A 16757-nucleotide genomic window follows, 5' to 3' on the forward strand; every position below is an offset into this window, starting at 1 on the left:
TACCGAGTGGCTCTCGATGATCGAAGTGTCCGGTCCTTTTCTGGCCGTGGCCGTGCTGGAGAAGATTTTTCCGCAGGGACTGGAGTCGTTGGACACCTATGGGAAGAAACGTATCCGCTCCGCATACGAGGAATGGCGTGAGGCGGTGGAAGAAGACGATCCGCAGCTTCTCGAAATGCACCGGGCTTGGATAGAGCTTGTACTCAAAGAACTGTTGGAATACGAGGGCTTGGCGCTGATACTGGCGACGGACGACTTCACCTACAAGTCTCCGGATGGCGATGGCAGATTCAAGCCCGACTATGTCTTGAAGAGAGACGGTTCCCCTATGATGTTCCTCTCCGTCCTGCCCGAAGGCACGGATCTGGAAAAAGTGACTGTCGGAGATGGCTGGCCGGTTCCGGTTTTCGAACGGATGACCCTGCTTTGTCGTGACAAAGGAGTCCAACTCGGGCTAGTCACCAATGGCGAGCGCTGGATGCTGGTGAACGCACCGGTGGGCAGCACCTCTTCCCATGTATCATGGTACGCCCGTCTCTGGTTTCAGGAGCCGGTGACATTGAAGGCGTTTCAGTCTTTGCTGGGAGTGAGGCGCTGGTTCGGTCCCGAGGACGAGACACTTCCTGCCATACTCGAAGATTCGCTCCAGCACCATGAAGAAGTGACGGATACCCTCGGCGAACAGGTCAAGCGTGCCGTCGAGGTGTTGGTCCAGTGTCTGGACAAGGCCGATCAGGACAGAAACAGGGAACTCCTGCATGACGTGCCACCAGCTGAACTGTACGAGGCAGGATTGACGGTGATGATGCGGCTGGTGTTCGTTCTTTGCGCCGAAGAGCGAGGTCTCTTGCTGCTCGACGATCCGGTGTACGATCAGCATTACGCCATCACCACCCTGCGTGGACAACTGGCCGAAGAAGCCGATCAACACGGCCACGAAGTTCTGGAAAGAAGGCACGTGCCTGGGGCCGGCTGCTTGCCGTTTTCAGAGCCGTCTATGGCGGTATCGAACATGAATCGCTGCGGATGCCCGCATTGGGTGGATCGCTTTTCGACCCGGATCGTTTTCCGTTTCTCGAAGGACGGGCCAAAGGAACGCACTGGCAGGAGACGCCTGCACAACCACTTCCTATCGACAACCGAACCGTGTTGCTGCTGCTCGAAGCGTTGCAGGTCTTGGAACAACGAGGCGGAGCGCTACTACTTTCCTACAAGGCTCTGGATGTCGAACAAATCGGGCATGTCTACGAAGGTCTGTTGGAACATACCGTTCGCAGGTTGAAAAAAGACACACTCGGGCTGATTGGTTCCCAGAAAGCCAAGAATCCGAACATCGCACTCGCCGAGCTCGAATCGGCTCGACTGGAAGGTGAGGAAGACCTGATATCCATCGTCGAAAACAGGACGCATAGAAGTAGGAGCGCCATTACCAATGCGTTGGTCAAGGAGTTGGACGATGTAACTTTCGGCAAGATCGTCACGGTCTGTGGTGGCGATATGGAACTGGCCGATCGCCTGAAACCGTTCGCGCATCTGCTACGAACCGATGCCCGATTCGTTGGACGAGCGCTTGATGATCGCCCGGCGTTTGGTGGCTGAAAAATGTCTGTATGGCGTCGACCTGAATCCGCTTGCCGTGGAGCTGGCAAAGCTGTCCATCTGGTTGATCACGCTGGCCAAGGGAAGACCCTTCGGCTTTCTCGACCACAATCTACGCTCCGGCGATAGTCTGCTCGGATTGACCAAGTTGGAACAATTGACCAAGTTCTCGCTGCATCCGGAAAAGAAACGAATTACGTCCATCTTCGCTTCCGATGTCGAAGCGACGATTGAGGATGCGTTATCGCTCCGCAAGCAGCTTCGGGAAATCCCGATTCGGGATATTCGTGACGTTCAATACATGGAGCGGCTGGATCAAGAAGCCAGACAGAAGCTCGAACATATCGAACACATTGCCGATGCCATGATCGGGGAAGCTTTGGCTTCCGGCGGCAGCCAGCGATCGCTGGACAATGCCATGGATAACCTGTCCACATGGGCGACTGCCTATACCGAAGGTGACGATGAGACCGGACGGAAGATTTTTGCCGAGGCGAGAAAATCACTCTCCCTAGACCTTCCGGCAGGCAAACCGCCACGGAAGCCTTTTCATTGGGCACTGGAGTTTCCGGAGGTTTTCGAACGGGGTGGATTTGATGGAATTGTCGGAAATCCGCCATTCATCTTTGGTAAAAACATAACCGCTAACCTTGGAAAAAATTACAACGATTACTTAGAGTTTACTCAGTAAATCAGCCATAGTTATGTACAAGCCGGACGGCTAAGTGGAGCTGAGCGCGCTGAGTTAAAACCCTTTGTTCCCAGACCTGTGCAACTGCCCTCATCAAACTAGCAAGGCCGCATTGACTAAGGCCAAAAAAGATCCTTTCCAGGATCAACAGGTTCATGACCAGGAAGATGGTGTTGATCCAGGCGAATGAGGTGTTGGCACGCTTGGCCCGGATATAATTGAGCCGGTAACCATTCTTGCCCTGGCCGAATTTGCCCTTGATGGGGATGCGTTGCAAATAGTCTTGTCTGCGTTGGGCCTTGGCTTGCTTGAGTTGTTCGCGATTGGCGTCGGTGACTTGTTTGGGGCGGCCGAGCGGCTTGCCGGCAAAGTGGATGCTGCGTTGTTTCAAGTAGTCGCGGTTGGCGCGCGTGCCATAGATGGGGTCGGCGATCACCCGTTCCGGATAGTGGCCGAATCGCTCGCGGTAGGCCTCAACCTGTGCTGCCAGGTCTAAGCCTTCATGAAAGGCATCCCAACGCAGGCGGTCGACATGGGCCAAGCCCTCGCCGGTTAAACTGACGCTGAGCTTGGCACCAAACTCGACCGGCTGGTCTTGTTTGCCGCGCACCATGGGCCGCACATAGGGCTGACTGATGCTGACGATGCGATGGTCACAGCGGCGTGTCTGGGTTTGATACATCTCCCATTGCTGCTGGTACACGTGCTGGATCACCCAGTAACGATGAAGCAGCCAGCCGGGTAGCGGCAGCGGCTGGCCCTCCGGAATCGGCGCTAAGAGTTGCTCGATATGGCCCAGATTGCGGCGCAGATACTGTAATTGTTGCTTGATGCCCCGGCGCAACGTTTTCCGGCCAGGACGCTTTTGTTTGGCGATGGCCAGATACGCGGCGCGGGCTTTCCGGCGATAGGTTCTGGGTTTAGTGCCAACCTTCAGGTGGACACACAGGGTGTCGATGATTTGTTCACTGAATTCACGCGCTTCGTTCAGCAAACTCAAGTCAGTGGGAAAACGGATGGCTTGTTCGACCACGGTGGCATCTAAAATCAATTGGCCGCGATGCGCAGGCGCCATGCCTTCTGGCCCAGTTTGCTCAGAGGCGGCATCCGCGGAAGCACTGGGCTTTTCTTCGGTTGGGCCGGTGTCAGACTTGGAACCCAGGGCCGCATCAAGCGGTGCTTGCGGTTCAGGCTTGACCGGCTTTTTGCCTTCATGCGCCTCGATAATGGCCCGATGAAAGCCTTCGAACACCGCCTCGCCCATGCGTTTGCGGATTTCGACCAATAACGACGGGGGAAACGGTGCCGTTGCCTGATAACCCGGCAGGCCTACGAAGTATTGCAGGTACGGGTTTTCTTGGATCTGCAGCACGGTTTCTACGTCAGACAGGCATAGCTTGTGTTTGATGATCACGGCGCCGATCACCAGGCGCGCGTCTTTCAACGGACGGCCTCTATCAGTCGGCAGGCCTTGATAATAGCTCTCCGCCAGTTCGTCCCACGGAATGCAGTCACTGAGCTTGACCCAGCGATTATTCTTATCCAGGGCCGTCTCAAAGGGCCAGTCGAATTCGGCTATCGTCAGTTGTTTTGCGCTGGTGGTTCGAATCATCTCTGCACGGTTTTTGAAGTCAAAGGCATGTTTTTTGTGCATTAATTATAGCAAATATCACCTAATAAATATTTATAATCAGTAGGTTATATTTTCTGAGTAGACTCTATATAAAAGGTTTTCAGACAATCAAAAGTTCAAGCAGGATGTGTTTAGCCTGATGTTCGATATTGCCATGAAAAAGTAAGAAATGGAAAACAGAATAAGGAGACGATAATTTTTACAAAGCACAAGGAATTTATGGCAAATACAGTAACATCAGCATTTAATGAATTTTTGAGAGATATAGTAAATTTAGATAGTGAGCAGGTAAAAAAAGCTAGAAGCAGTCGGGATTGGCTAATAGAAGAAATACATAAATTCCCATCTAAAAACTCATTATTTCCAGAGTTATATTCTGAGCGAGATATAAACTTTGGTTCTTTTGCAAGAAGGACCAAAAAAAGGCCTCTTGATGATATAGATATGATGATTTGTTTGAGTGCGAGAGGCGGAACTTATCATGAATATAGTCATGACAACATTGATATTACAATAGATTCAGATGTTAAAAGCCTTAAGGATTTATGCAACACATTCACAAATAAGCTGAACTCAATAAAAGTAGTAAACAAATTTGTGAGTGCTTTAAGCGGAGTTCCACAGTACAGTGCTTTAAGCGGAGTTCCACAGTACAGTAAAGCCGACATCAATAGAAGGCAAGAAGCCGCTGTTCTAAATTTGACAAGTTATGATTGGACTTTTGATATAGTTCCATGCTTTTTCACACAAGAGGACTACTACGGGAAAACATTCTATCTTATCCCAAATGGAAGTGGAGTATGGAAAAAGACAGATCCAAGAATTGATCGAGATAGCGTTTCAACAATCAACCAGCAGAACAATGGAAATGTTCTTAATGTAATAAGTGCCTAGCAGAAAGTCAGTTGGTATTTAGAGCCAAAACCAGCGGAAATTTCTTCAATGGCTTGCTCAAGTTCAGCTGGCGTAAAGGATTTGAATGGCAACCACTGATATTTCATTTTGCGCCATAGTATTTCAATGCGGTTCAACTCAGGACTGTATGGGGGCAGAAAGTAAAAGCGCATGCCTTTTTCTTCCAGTAACTCCCAATAAGGCTTGAGCTTTTTGGCCGTATGAATCGAGGCATTATCCAAAATTACCACCACCGGTTTTTTGATCCGCTCAATCAACGCCATCAAAAAACCAAAGAACCATAACCCGTTCACACTTTTCCACAATTTGGCCAGTAACAGTCCTCCCGAAGATAACAGAGCACCAATAACATTTAAGCGCTGCGTCCGTTTTGCCGTGACGGCGTGGCTCTCGCCACTTTTTGTCCAGGCCGAACGATTCGGCGGTTGCGCTGCAAATCCTGCCTCATCCACGTAGGCCAATTCAATTTCACCAGCATTCGCCTGCTGGATCAATCCCTTAATCTCTTGCCGGGCTTGCTCGAACCGCTCGGGGTCGCGCTTTTTTTTAAACTGTAACGCGTGCGTTTCCACACATAACCCAAGCGCTTGAGTTCGTTTCGCAAGGTCGTCGCTCCGATCTGGATCTGATAGCGCTCAACCAAGCGCGTTAATATTTCCCGCGAGGATAAAGCTTCAGCGTCAACCCATTGCGCTAACTGCTGCCGATGCTCATCCGTCAGCTTACTGGGCGCACCGCTGCGGGGCTGGTCAGGTAAGCTAGCTAAACCATGCTTCAACCATTTGCGTCGTCGAATACGAACCGCCTCAACACACAGATTCTGTAGTTCGGCAACCTCTTTAACCGTTTTTCCGGAGGCCAATTAAGAACAATGAAATATTGGAATAATAGGCCAACAATGCCTAGCATGTCATCTTATCTAATAGAAAACATGCTATTAAATTATTATCAAAACTCAACTAGTGCAAGCCAATTTGTTGATATTGAGCTTCCTGGCTCTTTTCTCTATATAAGAGATAATATTTATAGCTATGTGCCAGACCCAAAGGAAATACAAGGAAACATAAATACTTTGACACTCGATGAAAAGTCAAAAATTTGGGATAGAGCAAACCTTGATTACAATAGATCCCTTGACGCACGAAGTTTAGAAAAACAAGGTAAACATAAGGAATCGATAAACAAATGGGGAGAGATCTTTGGTTCAGAATTCCCAACTTATGGATAATGAAATAATACTTAAGCAGAATAGAACGGAAAACTTAGATTGCTTAGCAGCAATGCGTTACTTGTACAGCGATGCTAAGTTTTATATGAAGTGGCAAGTCTTCTCGAATGTCATTTTTATAGCCGTGTTCTCCATATTCGCTTATCTAACAAACAGCGATTTTTTGTGGTTTAAATATGATTTATCTGCCCATCTGGCTTTTTTAAGTATTGTTGTAACCCTTGTAAATATATTGGTTCTTGTGCCGGTAATAAAAAGCAAAAAAGAGTTAGCAGCAAAAATACAAGAAAAATTTGATACAAATGTTTTATCTTTCGAATGGAATGATAGAGCTATTGTCAAATCTGGTGTATAGAAGAGAATCAAGCGGCGTCCTGTTTTTGATCTCCCGTTTGTTTAATACCGTCGACGAATTTCACGCCGGTAATCACATCGGCTAAATGTTTATAGCCCCTAAGCCGAAACCATCTTCTCTGGGCTGTTTCGATCAGTTTAAACGCCATCGCCAACGTGGTTATCCGGCTGCCGCAATTCTTGGTCTTAGTCGTTCTCAATCTCACCGTAGCAAAGACGGACTCGATCGGGTTGGTCGTTCGAATATGCTGCCAGTTTTCAGCAGGATAATCATAAAATGCCAACATCGAGGCTTTGTCTTTTGCCAAGCATTCCATGGCCTTCGGGTATTTCGGACTAAACCGTTCGAGGCAGTGATCAAAGGCTTGATAGGCCGCCTCCCGCGTCTCGGCTTGCCAGATATTGTGCAACGCCTCTTTAACCTTGGGTTGCATGGCTTTGGGCAATTTCTCCAGTACATTGGCTGTCTTATGCACCCAACAGCGTTGCTGGTCGGTCTGCGGCCAAAGCTTAGCGACGGCTTTCCAGAAACCGAGAGCGCCATCTCCAATCGCTAATTTCGGGTCCGTAGAGAGGCCACGCTGCCTTAAATCCATCAACACCTCTTCCCAGCTCGCAGCCGATTCCCGGTAGCCATCGACTAAGGCGATGAGTTCTTTGCGCCCCGTTTCATCGGAACCAATGATGACTAGTAGACAGAGTCGATCATCCATTCTGACGTTGCTGTAAATACCATCGGCCCAGACATACACATATCGTTTATTACTCAGATCCCGACGCGTCCAGTCCCGATAGTGATGCTCCCAATCCTGCTTGAGCCGACTGATCGTCGCAGCGGATAAGCCAGGAGCGTCCGATCCCAATAGGTGTTTTAAGGTCTCCGGGAAATCTCCCGTCGAGATTCCTCGCAAATACAGCCAAGGCAGAAATTCCTCGATGTTCTTGCTTCGCTTCAAATATGGCGGCACCAAGCGACTGTTAAACTTGATCCCCGAACCGGATCGATCCCGAACCTTCGGGACTTTGACTTCAATATCACCCAGCCCTGTTTGAATTGAACGTTCAGGCAAATAACCATTTCTAACGACCGCTGCCTTACCTTCGTCGGTCTTCAGCCCGCTATGCTGATCAATAAAGGCTTTTACTTCCGCTTCAATCGCTACCTCCAGCATTTTACGGGCACCGTCTCGCAACACTTCTTGCAACGGATCATTTTGCTCTAGCTTATTCAGGTTGATGACATTACTATGTACCATGGCGGTGTTTCCTTCTCGTTTGGTGGTTGATCTGGCGAGATCTTAGCCAAACAGGTTACACCGCTTTCTTCTCAAGTCATACACCAGAAATGATCATAGCTCGGAATGATATAAATGTTGGCAATGTTCCTGATAATGAAGTTGTAAAGATTTATGCCGAAATATTTAAAGAACAAAGGAATTATTCAGAGCTGAAGGATTGGTATGCTACATCTGTGGCAAATGTTCCCTTTTATGTTGCAAGATTTCTTTGCCAAAGGTCTAATCTTGTTTGGAATGTTGGTTTAAGAAGTGAGTACATAAAATGCATTTTTAAATTTTCTGTTATTTTTGGAGCCGTAATAGCTGTATTTGGTTTATTGTCCGACATAACATTTAATAATTTTGTCCTCAATGTTGCGACCCCATTATTGCCTATTCTTACCTTTTGCATAGAACAATACAGAGAAAACAAGGATTCCATTGAAAACCTCGAGAAACTTAAACTAGATATGGACTCATACTGGCAGGAGTTGATTGAAAATAAAGACTCAATGGAAACTGATGTTTTTGCAAGAAAAATTCAAGATGAAATTTTCAAGAATAGAAAAGACAACCAACTCTTTTTTGACGAAATCTATGGGGTGGTTGGCAACCAATCTTCCTAAGGGTACTAGAAAATGGCGATTAGATGATTTTCGATAGAATACATGTCGGGAATGAGCTTCAGAGACTTTGCTGCCTATCTTGAAATCGTGGAAATTATGTTAAGTTCGTGAGCAATATACAAGCTTCAAAGCCTGATCACATCGCGCTCGCGGCAATATCGCTATCCATAAAAGGAAACTTCACATAATGGCCGAAATTGCTCTATCAAAATCAGTAAACAATAACGGTTAAAAGGTTAATAGAAAGCACCGGTTACAAGGTGTTAATTGCCAAACGGTCTTCGATAGACAATATACTCAATTAGTTCGAAAACAGCCAAATATCAGCAATAAGAGGCGGTTCCCGCCCGTGCTATGCCTCTAAGCCCTTGTCGGTTAGTTTGTTAAATAGTAGGTGTACGAGTTGAAAGCCTGCGACCAGCAGAATGACGATCGAAAATAGTGAATTAAGCAAAACTAATAAGACTTTCATTGCAGGCCTCTTCCAAATCGAAAAAAAGAGGACACATTTTTTCATTTTTTAGTGTATTTTCAAGTCGATCGGCCGCAACAATCTGTTGCGTGAGGTAGTTGATATTCTGAAATCTCAACGTGTTAGCCAATTGAGTTTCTGTGAAATATAATTTCTAAAAGCGCTATAAATCGGTGTTTAACGCCGTTTCCACAGTTACTGTTGACTGCGGGCCAGGGCCCATAATCTAGATATTAGGTGTCTTGCCGGAGCGAATTAGGGACTCGACATCGTCAGTTACATTTTGAGCGAGGAACGGTCACGCAATACCTTCTTTTCTACAACGGGTTGATATGAAACAAAGCGATGAGCAATTACAAAAGATCGAAACACTTACCCTGAAGCATTACAATCAGAATGCTGAAGCCTTTTGGGCGGGCACACAAGACCACGATGTCACTCAGAACTATGCGGCATTTTTAGGCCATTTTCCAGTAAATAAACAACTGGATATTTTGGATCTTGGCTGTGGACCTGGAAGAGATGTCCGCTATTTTAAGTCGTTGGGTCACCGACCCGTCGGCCTGGATGGCAGCGAAGTATTTTGCAACATGGCCCGTGCTTATACCGGTTGCCGGATTCTGCAGCAGACCTTTCTGAGTTTAGATTTGCCCGACAGTGCCTTCGATGGCATTTTCGCTAATGCGTCGTTGTTTCATGTGCCCAGCCAGGAATTGCCGAGGGTGCTTAATCAGTTGCACGCATCGTTAAGGTCAGGCGGTGTGTTATTTCTATCCAACCCTCGCGGCGACGGTGAAGGCTGGCACGGACAACGATATGGCCATTTCATGCAAATCGATACCAGCGAATCCTATTTGACGAACGCAGGGTTTGAGATACTCGACTTTTATTACCGGCCGGAAGGAAAGCCCTTACACGAGCAACCGTGGTTAGCGATCGTAGCTAAACGACATTCAGCCGAAAATGTAGGAAAGGAATAAAGTTATCTTTCATGAAATGCGTTTTCTGAAAGCGGTTCACATTTCGGAATGAGCGAATATCATTCGCAATTCTGTAAGGAACACGTAAATCCTGCCACGGAATTCGGGTTGCGCGATGCAATCAAACGCCGGCAATTTTAATCGTTCAATTATCGACAAAATCAGGCACGACCATTCCAGACCGGCCCATACAAATACAAACCCCGAATAAAACAAACGGCTCAAGGAAGCGTTAACCGGCCTTAACGACAACACCGTCAGCAAGGGATTCTACATTTCCAAAGCCACAGTTATCGGATTATTGGTTGCCCGCGGAAGTGAAGAGGGGGAGGGCGGCAAGATATGCTATACCGTTCAGACGAGTCTTTCGGTACAAAGAGACAACATTATTCATTTCCGTGTTATAACTCGGAATGATTAAAGAGCCATCAGGATATTGTCTTCACCAGGGTAAATACCCGTTTTTTGCGATGTCTTGTAATAGATTGGTAACAAGCATCGCACTAGATTCTATGCTAAGTTTATCAGCGGCAGTGTATTAAAAACATGGTATTTCTCTACCTAACTACTCGATAAACTTATTGCTCTTACCGGAGGCAAAATGGCTGGCTACAACTAAGATTTTCTGGGCGGAGGGATCAAGTTGCCCATCCCCACCGAAGTATACGAAGCCGGACGAATATTCGATTACCCGACGTATTCGCTCGTGATGAATAGTTGCGCCAACAAGCGTTCTCCGTTGATTGTTTGTCTGAATATCGACCAGAATCATCTGAAAAGCACGCATCGAAGCAATCGTTGGCGAATCGATCCCCGTATCGGCTCCGACAATCAGCTGGATAATGCCTATTACGCCAATAACCCATGGGATAGGGGGCATATGGCCCGCAGAACGTCGGCCGCTTGGGGGGAAACAACTCACGATGCGCAATTGGCTTCGAACGAAACGTTCTTTTATTCGAACAGTTGTTTACAACATGCAAATCTTAACCAAGACGAATGGTTGGGCTTGAAGACTGGGTCTACGGCTTAAAACTGGATAGCAACGGTAAGATTACGTCCTTCTCGGGGCCGTTTTACGGCGACTTCGACCGAACCATTCGTCCGTCCGGTCGGAGGGAAGCCCTGATTCCGGCCGGCTTTTTTAAAGTGGTGTGTTTTGTAAACAAAGAGACGAACAAATTGGATGTTCGCGCTTTCGTGATCTACCAGGACGAGGCGGCGTTAAGAGATAAAAGCGGGCGTTCGCTTTACAATAAGGGGTAGAACAAGCAGTCGTGTCACCAGCCGCCATTTCGCTGGATAACCTAATTTTCCATAGACTTACTAATTTTTGGTCATAAGTCGGAACCGCTGAAAATTCCGTCAAACGCTCAGTCGCAATAGAAGCCTAAGCAAACAGTCGTGTTTACCCAGCACAGCAGGAGAGCTCTTTCACGTCTTTGCTAAAGGTTTGCGCGCAGAGTTTGATGCCTTCCACCATCGTTAAATAAGGGAACAGCTGTCCGGCCAGCTCTTCAATGGTCATTTTGTGATGAATCGCCAATGCTGCGGTCTGGATCATTTCACCGGCCTCCGGCGCCAGTATTTGTGCGCCGATCAAACGGCGGCTGCCTTCTTCCATGACCAGTTTGACAAAGCCTCGGGTGTCAAAATTGGCCAGTGATCGCGGCACGTTCTCCAACGTCAGCAGACGGCTGTCGGTTTCGATATTATTCAAATGCGCTTCGGCTTCCGTTAATCCCACTGTGGCCATTTGCGGCTCGGTAAACATCACCACGGGCATGGCTGATAAATCGATGGCGGCATCGCCGCCGGTCATATTGATGGCGGCTCGGGTGCCGGCGGCCGCGGCCACATAGACAAACTGGGGTTGATTGGTGCAGTCACCTGCGGCATAGATATGTTCGACACGGGTGCGCATGTGGTCATCGATGATGATAGCGCCGGTTTTGCTGACTTCGACCCCTACTTGATCCAGAGCCAGACCTTGGGTATTCGGTTGTCGTCCCGTGGCGATCAACAGGTGATCGCCTTCCAAAGTTTGTCCTGTAGTGGTCTTAATGGTGAATTTTCCCGATGAAAACCGGCCTTTTCGGTAGCGCACGGCTTCCGCCTGGGTATGCGCCAGGATGGTCATGCCCTCCGACTCCAGAATTTTATGCAGTTCCGAGCCGATATCGGGGTCTTCCCTGAACAGAATCGAACTACGAGCCAGCAAGGTCACTTTGGAACCCAGTCGCAAATAAGCCTGGGCCAGTTCCAGCGCGACAATAGAGGAGCCAATGACGATCAAATGTACCGGCAGCTTGTCCGCTTCCAGGGCTTCCGTCGAGGTCCAGTACGGTGTTCCGGCCAAGCCTGGAATCGGCGGGATACTGGCCGAAGCGCCGGTGGCAATGAGAAAGCGGTCGGCGCTAATTTCGGTTTTGCCGCCGTGTTCCTGATCGACAATCAGGGTATTGGCGTTTTTAAAGCGGGCATCGCCTTTGACCTGCGTGATGTTCGGGTTGGTTTCTAAAATGTTTTCATATTTCGCCGCTCTGAGTTCCTCCACCCGGGCTTGTTGCTGAGCCAAAAGCTGTTTGCGGTCAATGACCGGTTTGTGTTTTTTGATGCCGGTAAACGCATGATCTTTCTGCAAGTGAGCGATATGCGCCGCGCGGATCATGATTTTAGACGGAACGCAGCCGATATTGACGCAGGTGCCGCCAATAATGGCCTTGCGTTCAATCAGCGTGACCTTGGCGCCGTTTTCCACCGCTTTGATCGCGCAGGCAAAAGCGCCCGAACCGGTGCCGATAATCGCGACATGCAGCGGCCCGCCATACTTTGCCGCTGCCGGTTTGTTATCGGCTTTGGCTGTCTTGTCGTCAATCGCTTTAACCTGATAACCTTTTTGCGCAATGTGCTCGAGCAACGATTCAAGCGTGGCGTCTCCGGTAACCGTCAACGCGGCGCTGCCTTCCGGGTAAGACACCGTGATGTCCACACCCTCAAGCGCATTGAGTTTCTTCTCGATGCCTTCGGCGCAGCTTGGGCAGGTCATGCCGTCAATTTTGAGTTGTTGAGTCCACATCATGATTTCCTTAACTTATTTGTCTGAGTGAACAGTCGCCGGATAGCCAGCATTCGTGGTGGCCTTGATCAAAGCGGCGGTATTGGTTTTTTGCGGATCAAAAGTGACTTTTGCTGTTTTGCTGCCGAAGTCCACTTTGGCGCTCTGGACGCCGTTAACAGCTTGCAGCGCCTTTCTGATGGTGATGGGACATATCGCGCAAGTCATGTTTTGCACATCAAGTATGACTGACTGGGTACTGTCCTGAGTCCGAGCCGGTGACTCTGCCTGTACCGTTGGCATCAAAAAAAGCCCCGATAACAAGAACAACCCCAAGAATAACGTTTTCATTTTCATCATTGCTCTCCTCAGGCCATGAAAAACGGGGCATACCAGGGGAATGCCAATAATAATAAAATCAATCCGGAACCAATCCAGAAGAGCAAGCGTTGTTTTTGCTTGACGTCGGATGAGACGCAGGCTTGCCCTTCCTCGCAGTTTTCCGGTATCAAATAAAGTTTGCGATAGCCCAAGCTGATGAAGACTAGGGTGAGAATGATAAAAAAAGGCCGTACCGTTTCCATGGAGGTCAACATGCTCATCCAGGCGCCGCCGATACCCAAAGTTAAAAGCAGCAAAGGACCGACACAGCAAACCGATGCGCCGATGGCAGCCAGTATGGCCCCGATACCCAGCCAGGAGGTGCTTTTAGTCGTCGTTTCTTGTTCAGTTGTCATCATGGATCTCCTCAATCAAATTAATCGTTGTTGTCTGCATCACTATTTCAGCAGTACATCCTGGCTAAACGTCAAACAGACAATGATAGATCATGGTTAGAAGTCTAAACCCTGTACCATAGAACAGAGTCAAGGGGGAGATCATTCCCTGACGGAATCGAATTTGAGGCGGGTTATTTTGAAAGTGAATCGATGATGGAGCAATGTGCTGTGGACGGGTCGGTCTGACAGCCTTTAATCAAGGCATCCAACGCAAGGCGCAGGGCTGTTAAGTCTCTAATTTGGTCGTCAATTTGTTGGCGTTTATGCTCCGCCATTTTTCGTACATCTTCGCAATGACCGCTATCCAACGATAACAATTCCGAGATTTCCTTCAAGGTAAACCCTGATTGTTGGGCACGTTTGATAAACCGGATTCTGACAACCGCATTGGAGGGGTATCGGCGGTAACCCGTGGCGGGTTTTTCAGGCTCAATCAATAAACCTTTACGCTGATAATAGCGGATGGTCTCAATGCTTACATTCGCTTGTTTGGCTAATTGACCAATCGTCATATTCATTTTAATCGTATTGTTTTCAGTTTAACTTAACCGCTGCTCGATGATAACAAATCCCATATATAAGTTGAGATATATTGTCGGGAAGCCGACGATCGCACAATCGTAGATCGAACGGCGAGCATGCCATGATTGCTGCCAGTCTGGATTGATCTATCGTAAAACATCTGTTTTACGACAGCTCTCATGCCGTGCTTAAAATCCTACACAACTTCCCTCAAAAAATAAACGAAAAACAATGTCGGAAAGTGATATGATACGGAAACATAAAAACTAGGGTTTTCCGTCTATGTTAGTGGGTTATATGCGGGTGTCTTCTGAATCCGATCGACAAAGCACCGATTTGCAACGCGATGCTTTGCTGGCTGCCGGTGTCGATGTCCGACATCTTTTTGAAGACCGAGCATCCGGAGCTAAAGATGACCGTGCCGGATTGACCAAAGCGCTGGACTTTGTCCGACCAGGCGATGTGCTGGTCGTGTGGAAATTGGATCGGTTGGGTCGGTCGTTATCCCACCTGCTTTCCATCATCAATACGCTCAAAGATAAACAAGTCGCTTTCCGTTCACTGACTGAAGGGATGGACACCACAACGCCTTCCGGTGAATTATTGTTTCATGTGTTTGGTGCCTTGGCGCAGTACGAACGTTCTTTGATTCAAGAACGCGTGGTGGCCGGTCTTGAAGCGGCCAAAAAACGCGGTCGGGTCGGGGGGCGCCCACCGGCCATTAGAGGCTGTCGTAAAACCCCAATTTCTTTGATTTACCACTGGAAACCGGCCGTATTTCCCACGGCCGGCGAAGCTGGCAAGTCAGTAGTTTAACCATGACAAATGTCGAACTTTCGGTCAAACGAGCTCATAAACCGGCTAAGCCAATGATATAAAGCGCGAAAAAGAGCTGCCACTAATGCGCGGCTCAGATTGTAGGCCATGGCGTGCAAGGCGAATTCCACTTTGACGCCCGCCAAACCTTTACGGCGAAAGCGATTCAAGCCTTGGCGACCGCGTAGCTGACTGAAGACTGGCTCCACCATGGCCTGCCGCTGCCGATAGCGTTGCCGAGGTTCGGGCTGGGCCATTTTCAGGCGCAGGGCTTCTTTTTGGGTATCGCTGTCATAGCGTTTGAGGGTGCGACCGCTTTCGCTACGCGTGCATTGGGATTTCAGCGGACAGTCTGAACAGGCATCGCAGGCGTAGACGGTATAAGCATGGCCACTTTTACCGCCTTTGCAGGTGTGACGGCGAGTCAAGCGTTGTTGCCCCGGACAGCGATAAGTGTCGTCGTCGGCCTGATAAATAAAGCGGCTTTTGGGGATTTGTTTGTTGGATTGTTTGTTCCAATCGTCTCCTTCACTTTGGCCTTCCGGACAAAGCAATTCGATGTTGTGTTGCTCAGCAGTATCCAAGACGCCATTGCTGAAATAGCCAGCATCGAACAGAGCTGTTTCGACGCCTCCCAGGGCTTGGGCGCGATCCAGTAAGCCCGGCACCACCTCGGTTTCACTGGAAGGATGAACGTCGCAAGCCACGATCACTCGATTGTCGTTCGCCAATACCGACGGTTTATAACTGCTGCGAAAGTCTTTGGAGTTCTTTTGCGGCTGTAATACCGCCTCCGGCTCGTTGCTTTGTACTTGGGTCTTGGCCGGATCTTTGCCTTTGGCGGCTTGTTTTTGCTGGCGAGACTTTAGCTCGGCTTGGGCTTGTTCCAGACCGTTCAAACGCTTAGTCGCAGCCGCATCGTTTGGGTTGGCTTGCGCGGCTTCCTTCGCTTGCGCCAAGGCTTGGTTGAGCGCTTCTTCCTTCATCAATCGAAACCGGGAGGACATGGCTTCGATCACGGTACCGTCACCCGCCAACGCCGTCGTGCCGGAGCCGGTGACTTTCAAAGTACGACGCGTTAGTTGATCGAAAAATTCGGTCGTCAATGAGTCGGCATGCTGATGGACGAAACGGCCAATGACGGAGTGATCCGGCATGATACCGCCACTTAGCCACCAACACCCCACATCGGCTCGAGCTAAACGCTCCAAGTCGCGCAGGCTGCTGATGCCTTGTAACAGGCCGTAGAGAATGATCCCCACCATCGCACATGGCGCATACGGCGGACGCCCGCCGGGCCGATAACGGGCTTCGAACTCGGCGAAGGATAGCGATTGCAAGAAGGGGCGCAATTTCAACGGGATGGTTAAGCCGGCGTGCTCCAGATGTTCGCCGAGCGGTTTACCGTTGATCGATAAGCCGCGCGGGTCGGGCGCTTCAAAACGGGCCATCCGTTCGCTTGAGATCGTTTGAGCGATCAACTCAGGTAACGGTTCAACCTCGCATTCATCGAATAGCGAATATTGCTTGGCGCTATACAATGTCTTGACGGGTCTAATGTTCGCTTCGGCTGCCATTGATCTATTTCTAATAGGTTTGGATAGTGGTATTTTACCGTATGTGTAGCTGGTTGGGGCTTTTACGACACCCTCCATTACCGGGGAAAAATTGGAAGCGATTCTTGAAGCCTTAAACAACGGCATGTCGAAAGCTGCCGTCTGTCGTAATTTTGAGGTCAAGCGAACCACGCTGATTGACACCTTGGCTCGCATCGGCTGGCCTGCATCAAATCTAACTCCATAGCGGC

At 48.9% G+C, this 16757-nt stretch carries 19 protein-coding genes and 1 pseudogene; 12 read left to right on the top strand and 8 right to left on the bottom strand.

Translation table 11 applies throughout. From position 1 onward, the window contains the following. Positions 1-16: 16 nt before the first annotated feature. Genes EP25_RS23200 through EP25_RS23210 form a run of 3 tightly spaced genes read left to right on the top strand, consistent with a single transcriptional unit; the run spans position 17 to position 2290 of the window. Positions 17-1282, top strand: coding sequence for a type IIL restriction-modification enzyme MmeI (locus EP25_RS23200; protein ID WP_235185816.1), 1266 nt, complete (start codon positions 17-19; stop codon positions 1280-1282). Continuing rightward, on the top strand, positions 1258-1599 hold the full coding sequence (locus EP25_RS23205; protein ID WP_152555581.1) for a hypothetical protein: 342 nt from the start codon (positions 1258-1260) through the stop codon (positions 1597-1599). Before EP25_RS23200 ends, EP25_RS23205 begins: the two co-directional genes overlap by 25 nt. Then, entirely contained in the window at positions 1547-2290 is a 744-nt protein-coding gene (locus EP25_RS23210; RefSeq protein WP_152555582.1) for an Eco57I restriction-modification methylase domain-containing protein, read from the top strand. Before EP25_RS23205 ends, EP25_RS23210 begins: the two co-directional genes overlap by 53 nt. Before the next feature lies 1 nt (position 2291). Here EP25_RS23210 and EP25_RS0102845 read toward each other — a convergent pair whose 3' ends face one another. Beyond that, the gene (locus EP25_RS0102845; protein ID WP_235185817.1) at positions 2292-3902 is read right to left on the bottom strand and encodes an IS5 family transposase; all 1611 of its coding nucleotides are present in this window, start codon (positions 3900-3902) and stop codon (positions 2292-2294) included. Positions 3903-4142: 240 nt separating this feature from the next. Here EP25_RS0102845 and EP25_RS0102850 point away from each other — a divergent pair, with 240 nt between their 5' ends. Further along, positions 4143-4817: a hypothetical protein gene (locus EP25_RS0102850; RefSeq protein ID WP_031432511.1), complete on the top strand. Its 675-nt coding sequence runs from the start codon at positions 4143-4145 to the stop codon at positions 4815-4817. On the opposite strand, the gene EP25_RS22355 is transcribed toward EP25_RS0102850, so the two are convergent. Continuing rightward, entirely contained in the window at positions 4814-5410 is a 597-nt protein-coding gene (locus EP25_RS22355) for an IS630 family transposase (RefSeq protein ID WP_051906350.1), read from the bottom strand. The two genes, EP25_RS0102850 and EP25_RS22355, sit on opposite strands and share 4 nt — an antisense overlap. Further along, positions 5329-5700 (bottom strand): helix-turn-helix domain-containing protein, encoded by a 372-nt coding sequence (locus tag EP25_RS22830; RefSeq protein ID WP_084190936.1) that lies wholly within the window; start codon positions 5698-5700, stop codon positions 5329-5331. Before EP25_RS22830 ends, EP25_RS22355 begins: the two co-directional genes overlap by 82 nt. A 9-nt stretch (positions 5701-5709) precedes the next feature. Between EP25_RS22830 and EP25_RS21680 the strand changes: the two genes are divergently transcribed. After that, the gene (locus tag EP25_RS21680; RefSeq protein ID WP_051906351.1) at positions 5710-6066 is read left to right on the top strand and encodes a hypothetical protein; all 357 of its coding nucleotides are present in this window, start codon (positions 5710-5712) and stop codon (positions 6064-6066) included. Next, positions 6038-6421, top strand: coding sequence for an S-4TM family putative pore-forming effector (locus tag EP25_RS0102865; protein ID WP_152555583.1), 384 nt, complete (start codon positions 6038-6040; stop codon positions 6419-6421). The genes EP25_RS21680 and EP25_RS0102865 overlap by 29 nt, the downstream gene beginning before the upstream one ends. A gap of 7 nt (positions 6422-6428) precedes the next feature. Here EP25_RS0102865 and EP25_RS0102870 read toward each other — a convergent pair whose 3' ends face one another. After that, positions 6429-7676, bottom strand: a complete 1248-nt coding sequence (locus EP25_RS0102870) for an IS256 family transposase (protein WP_031432313.1) — start codon at positions 7674-7676, stop codon at positions 6429-6431. Between the two features lie 26 nt (positions 7677-7702). On the opposite strand from EP25_RS0102870, the gene EP25_RS0102875 reads away from it, so the two are divergent. From EP25_RS0102875 to EP25_RS23575, 4 genes are all read left to right on the top strand, one after another. Then, the gene (locus tag EP25_RS0102875) at positions 7703-8323 is read left to right on the top strand and encodes an S-4TM family putative pore-forming effector (protein ID WP_152555584.1); all 621 of its coding nucleotides are present in this window, start codon (positions 7703-7705) and stop codon (positions 8321-8323) included. An 804-nt stretch (positions 8324-9127) separates the two neighbouring features. Beyond that, positions 9128-9775 (top strand): class I SAM-dependent DNA methyltransferase, encoded by a 648-nt coding sequence (locus tag EP25_RS0102885; protein WP_031432515.1) that lies wholly within the window; start codon positions 9128-9130, stop codon positions 9773-9775. Between the two features lie 643 nt (positions 9776-10418). Then, positions 10419-10808, top strand: coding sequence for a DNA/RNA non-specific endonuclease (locus tag EP25_RS23570; protein WP_200875008.1), 390 nt, complete (start codon positions 10419-10421; stop codon positions 10806-10808). After that, a complete protein-coding gene (locus EP25_RS23575; RefSeq protein WP_051906353.1) occupies positions 10775-11041 on the top strand; it encodes a DNA/RNA non-specific endonuclease in 267 nt (88 codons plus the stop codon). Before EP25_RS23570 ends, EP25_RS23575 begins: the two co-directional genes overlap by 34 nt. Before the next feature lie 142 nt (positions 11042-11183). Here the strand turns inward: EP25_RS23575 and merA are convergent, their stop codons facing one another. The 3 genes and pseudogenes from merA to EP25_RS0102915 all read right to left on the bottom strand — a co-directional run bounded on the left by merA (position 11184) and on the right by EP25_RS0102915 (position 14130). Then, entirely contained in the window at positions 11184-12854 is a 1671-nt protein-coding gene (merA, locus tag EP25_RS0102900; RefSeq protein WP_031432517.1) for a mercury(II) reductase, read from the bottom strand. Positions 12855-12869: 15 nt separating this feature from the next. After that, positions 12870-13570 (bottom strand): annotated as a pseudogene (locus tag EP25_RS24220) (mercuric transporter MerT family protein). A gap of 173 nt (positions 13571-13743) precedes the next feature. Further along, on the bottom strand, positions 13744-14130 hold the full coding sequence (locus EP25_RS0102915; RefSeq protein WP_031432520.1) for a MerR family transcriptional regulator: 387 nt from the start codon (positions 14128-14130) through the stop codon (positions 13744-13746). A 286-nt stretch (positions 14131-14416) separates the two neighbouring features. Between EP25_RS0102915 and EP25_RS0102920 the strand changes: the two genes are divergently transcribed. Further along, positions 14417-14950, top strand: a complete 534-nt coding sequence (locus EP25_RS0102920; protein WP_084190937.1) for a recombinase family protein — start codon at positions 14417-14419, stop codon at positions 14948-14950. Here EP25_RS0102920 and EP25_RS21690 read toward each other — a convergent pair. Then, positions 14947-16527, bottom strand: a complete 1581-nt coding sequence (locus tag EP25_RS21690; RefSeq protein WP_051906354.1) for an IS1182 family transposase — start codon at positions 16525-16527, stop codon at positions 14947-14949. The genes EP25_RS0102920 and EP25_RS21690 overlap by 4 nt on opposite strands. Positions 16528-16618: 91 nt before the next feature. On the opposite strand from EP25_RS21690, the gene EP25_RS24135 reads away from it, so the two are divergent. Further along, positions 16619-16753, top strand: coding sequence for a hypothetical protein (locus EP25_RS24135; protein ID WP_456085404.1), 135 nt, complete (start codon positions 16619-16621; stop codon positions 16751-16753). Positions 16754-16757: the final 4 nt, after the last annotated feature.

Source organism: Methylomarinum vadi (genome assembly GCF_000733935.1).
Lineage (GTDB): Bacteria > Pseudomonadota > Gammaproteobacteria > Methylococcales > Methylomonadaceae > Methylomarinum > Methylomarinum vadi.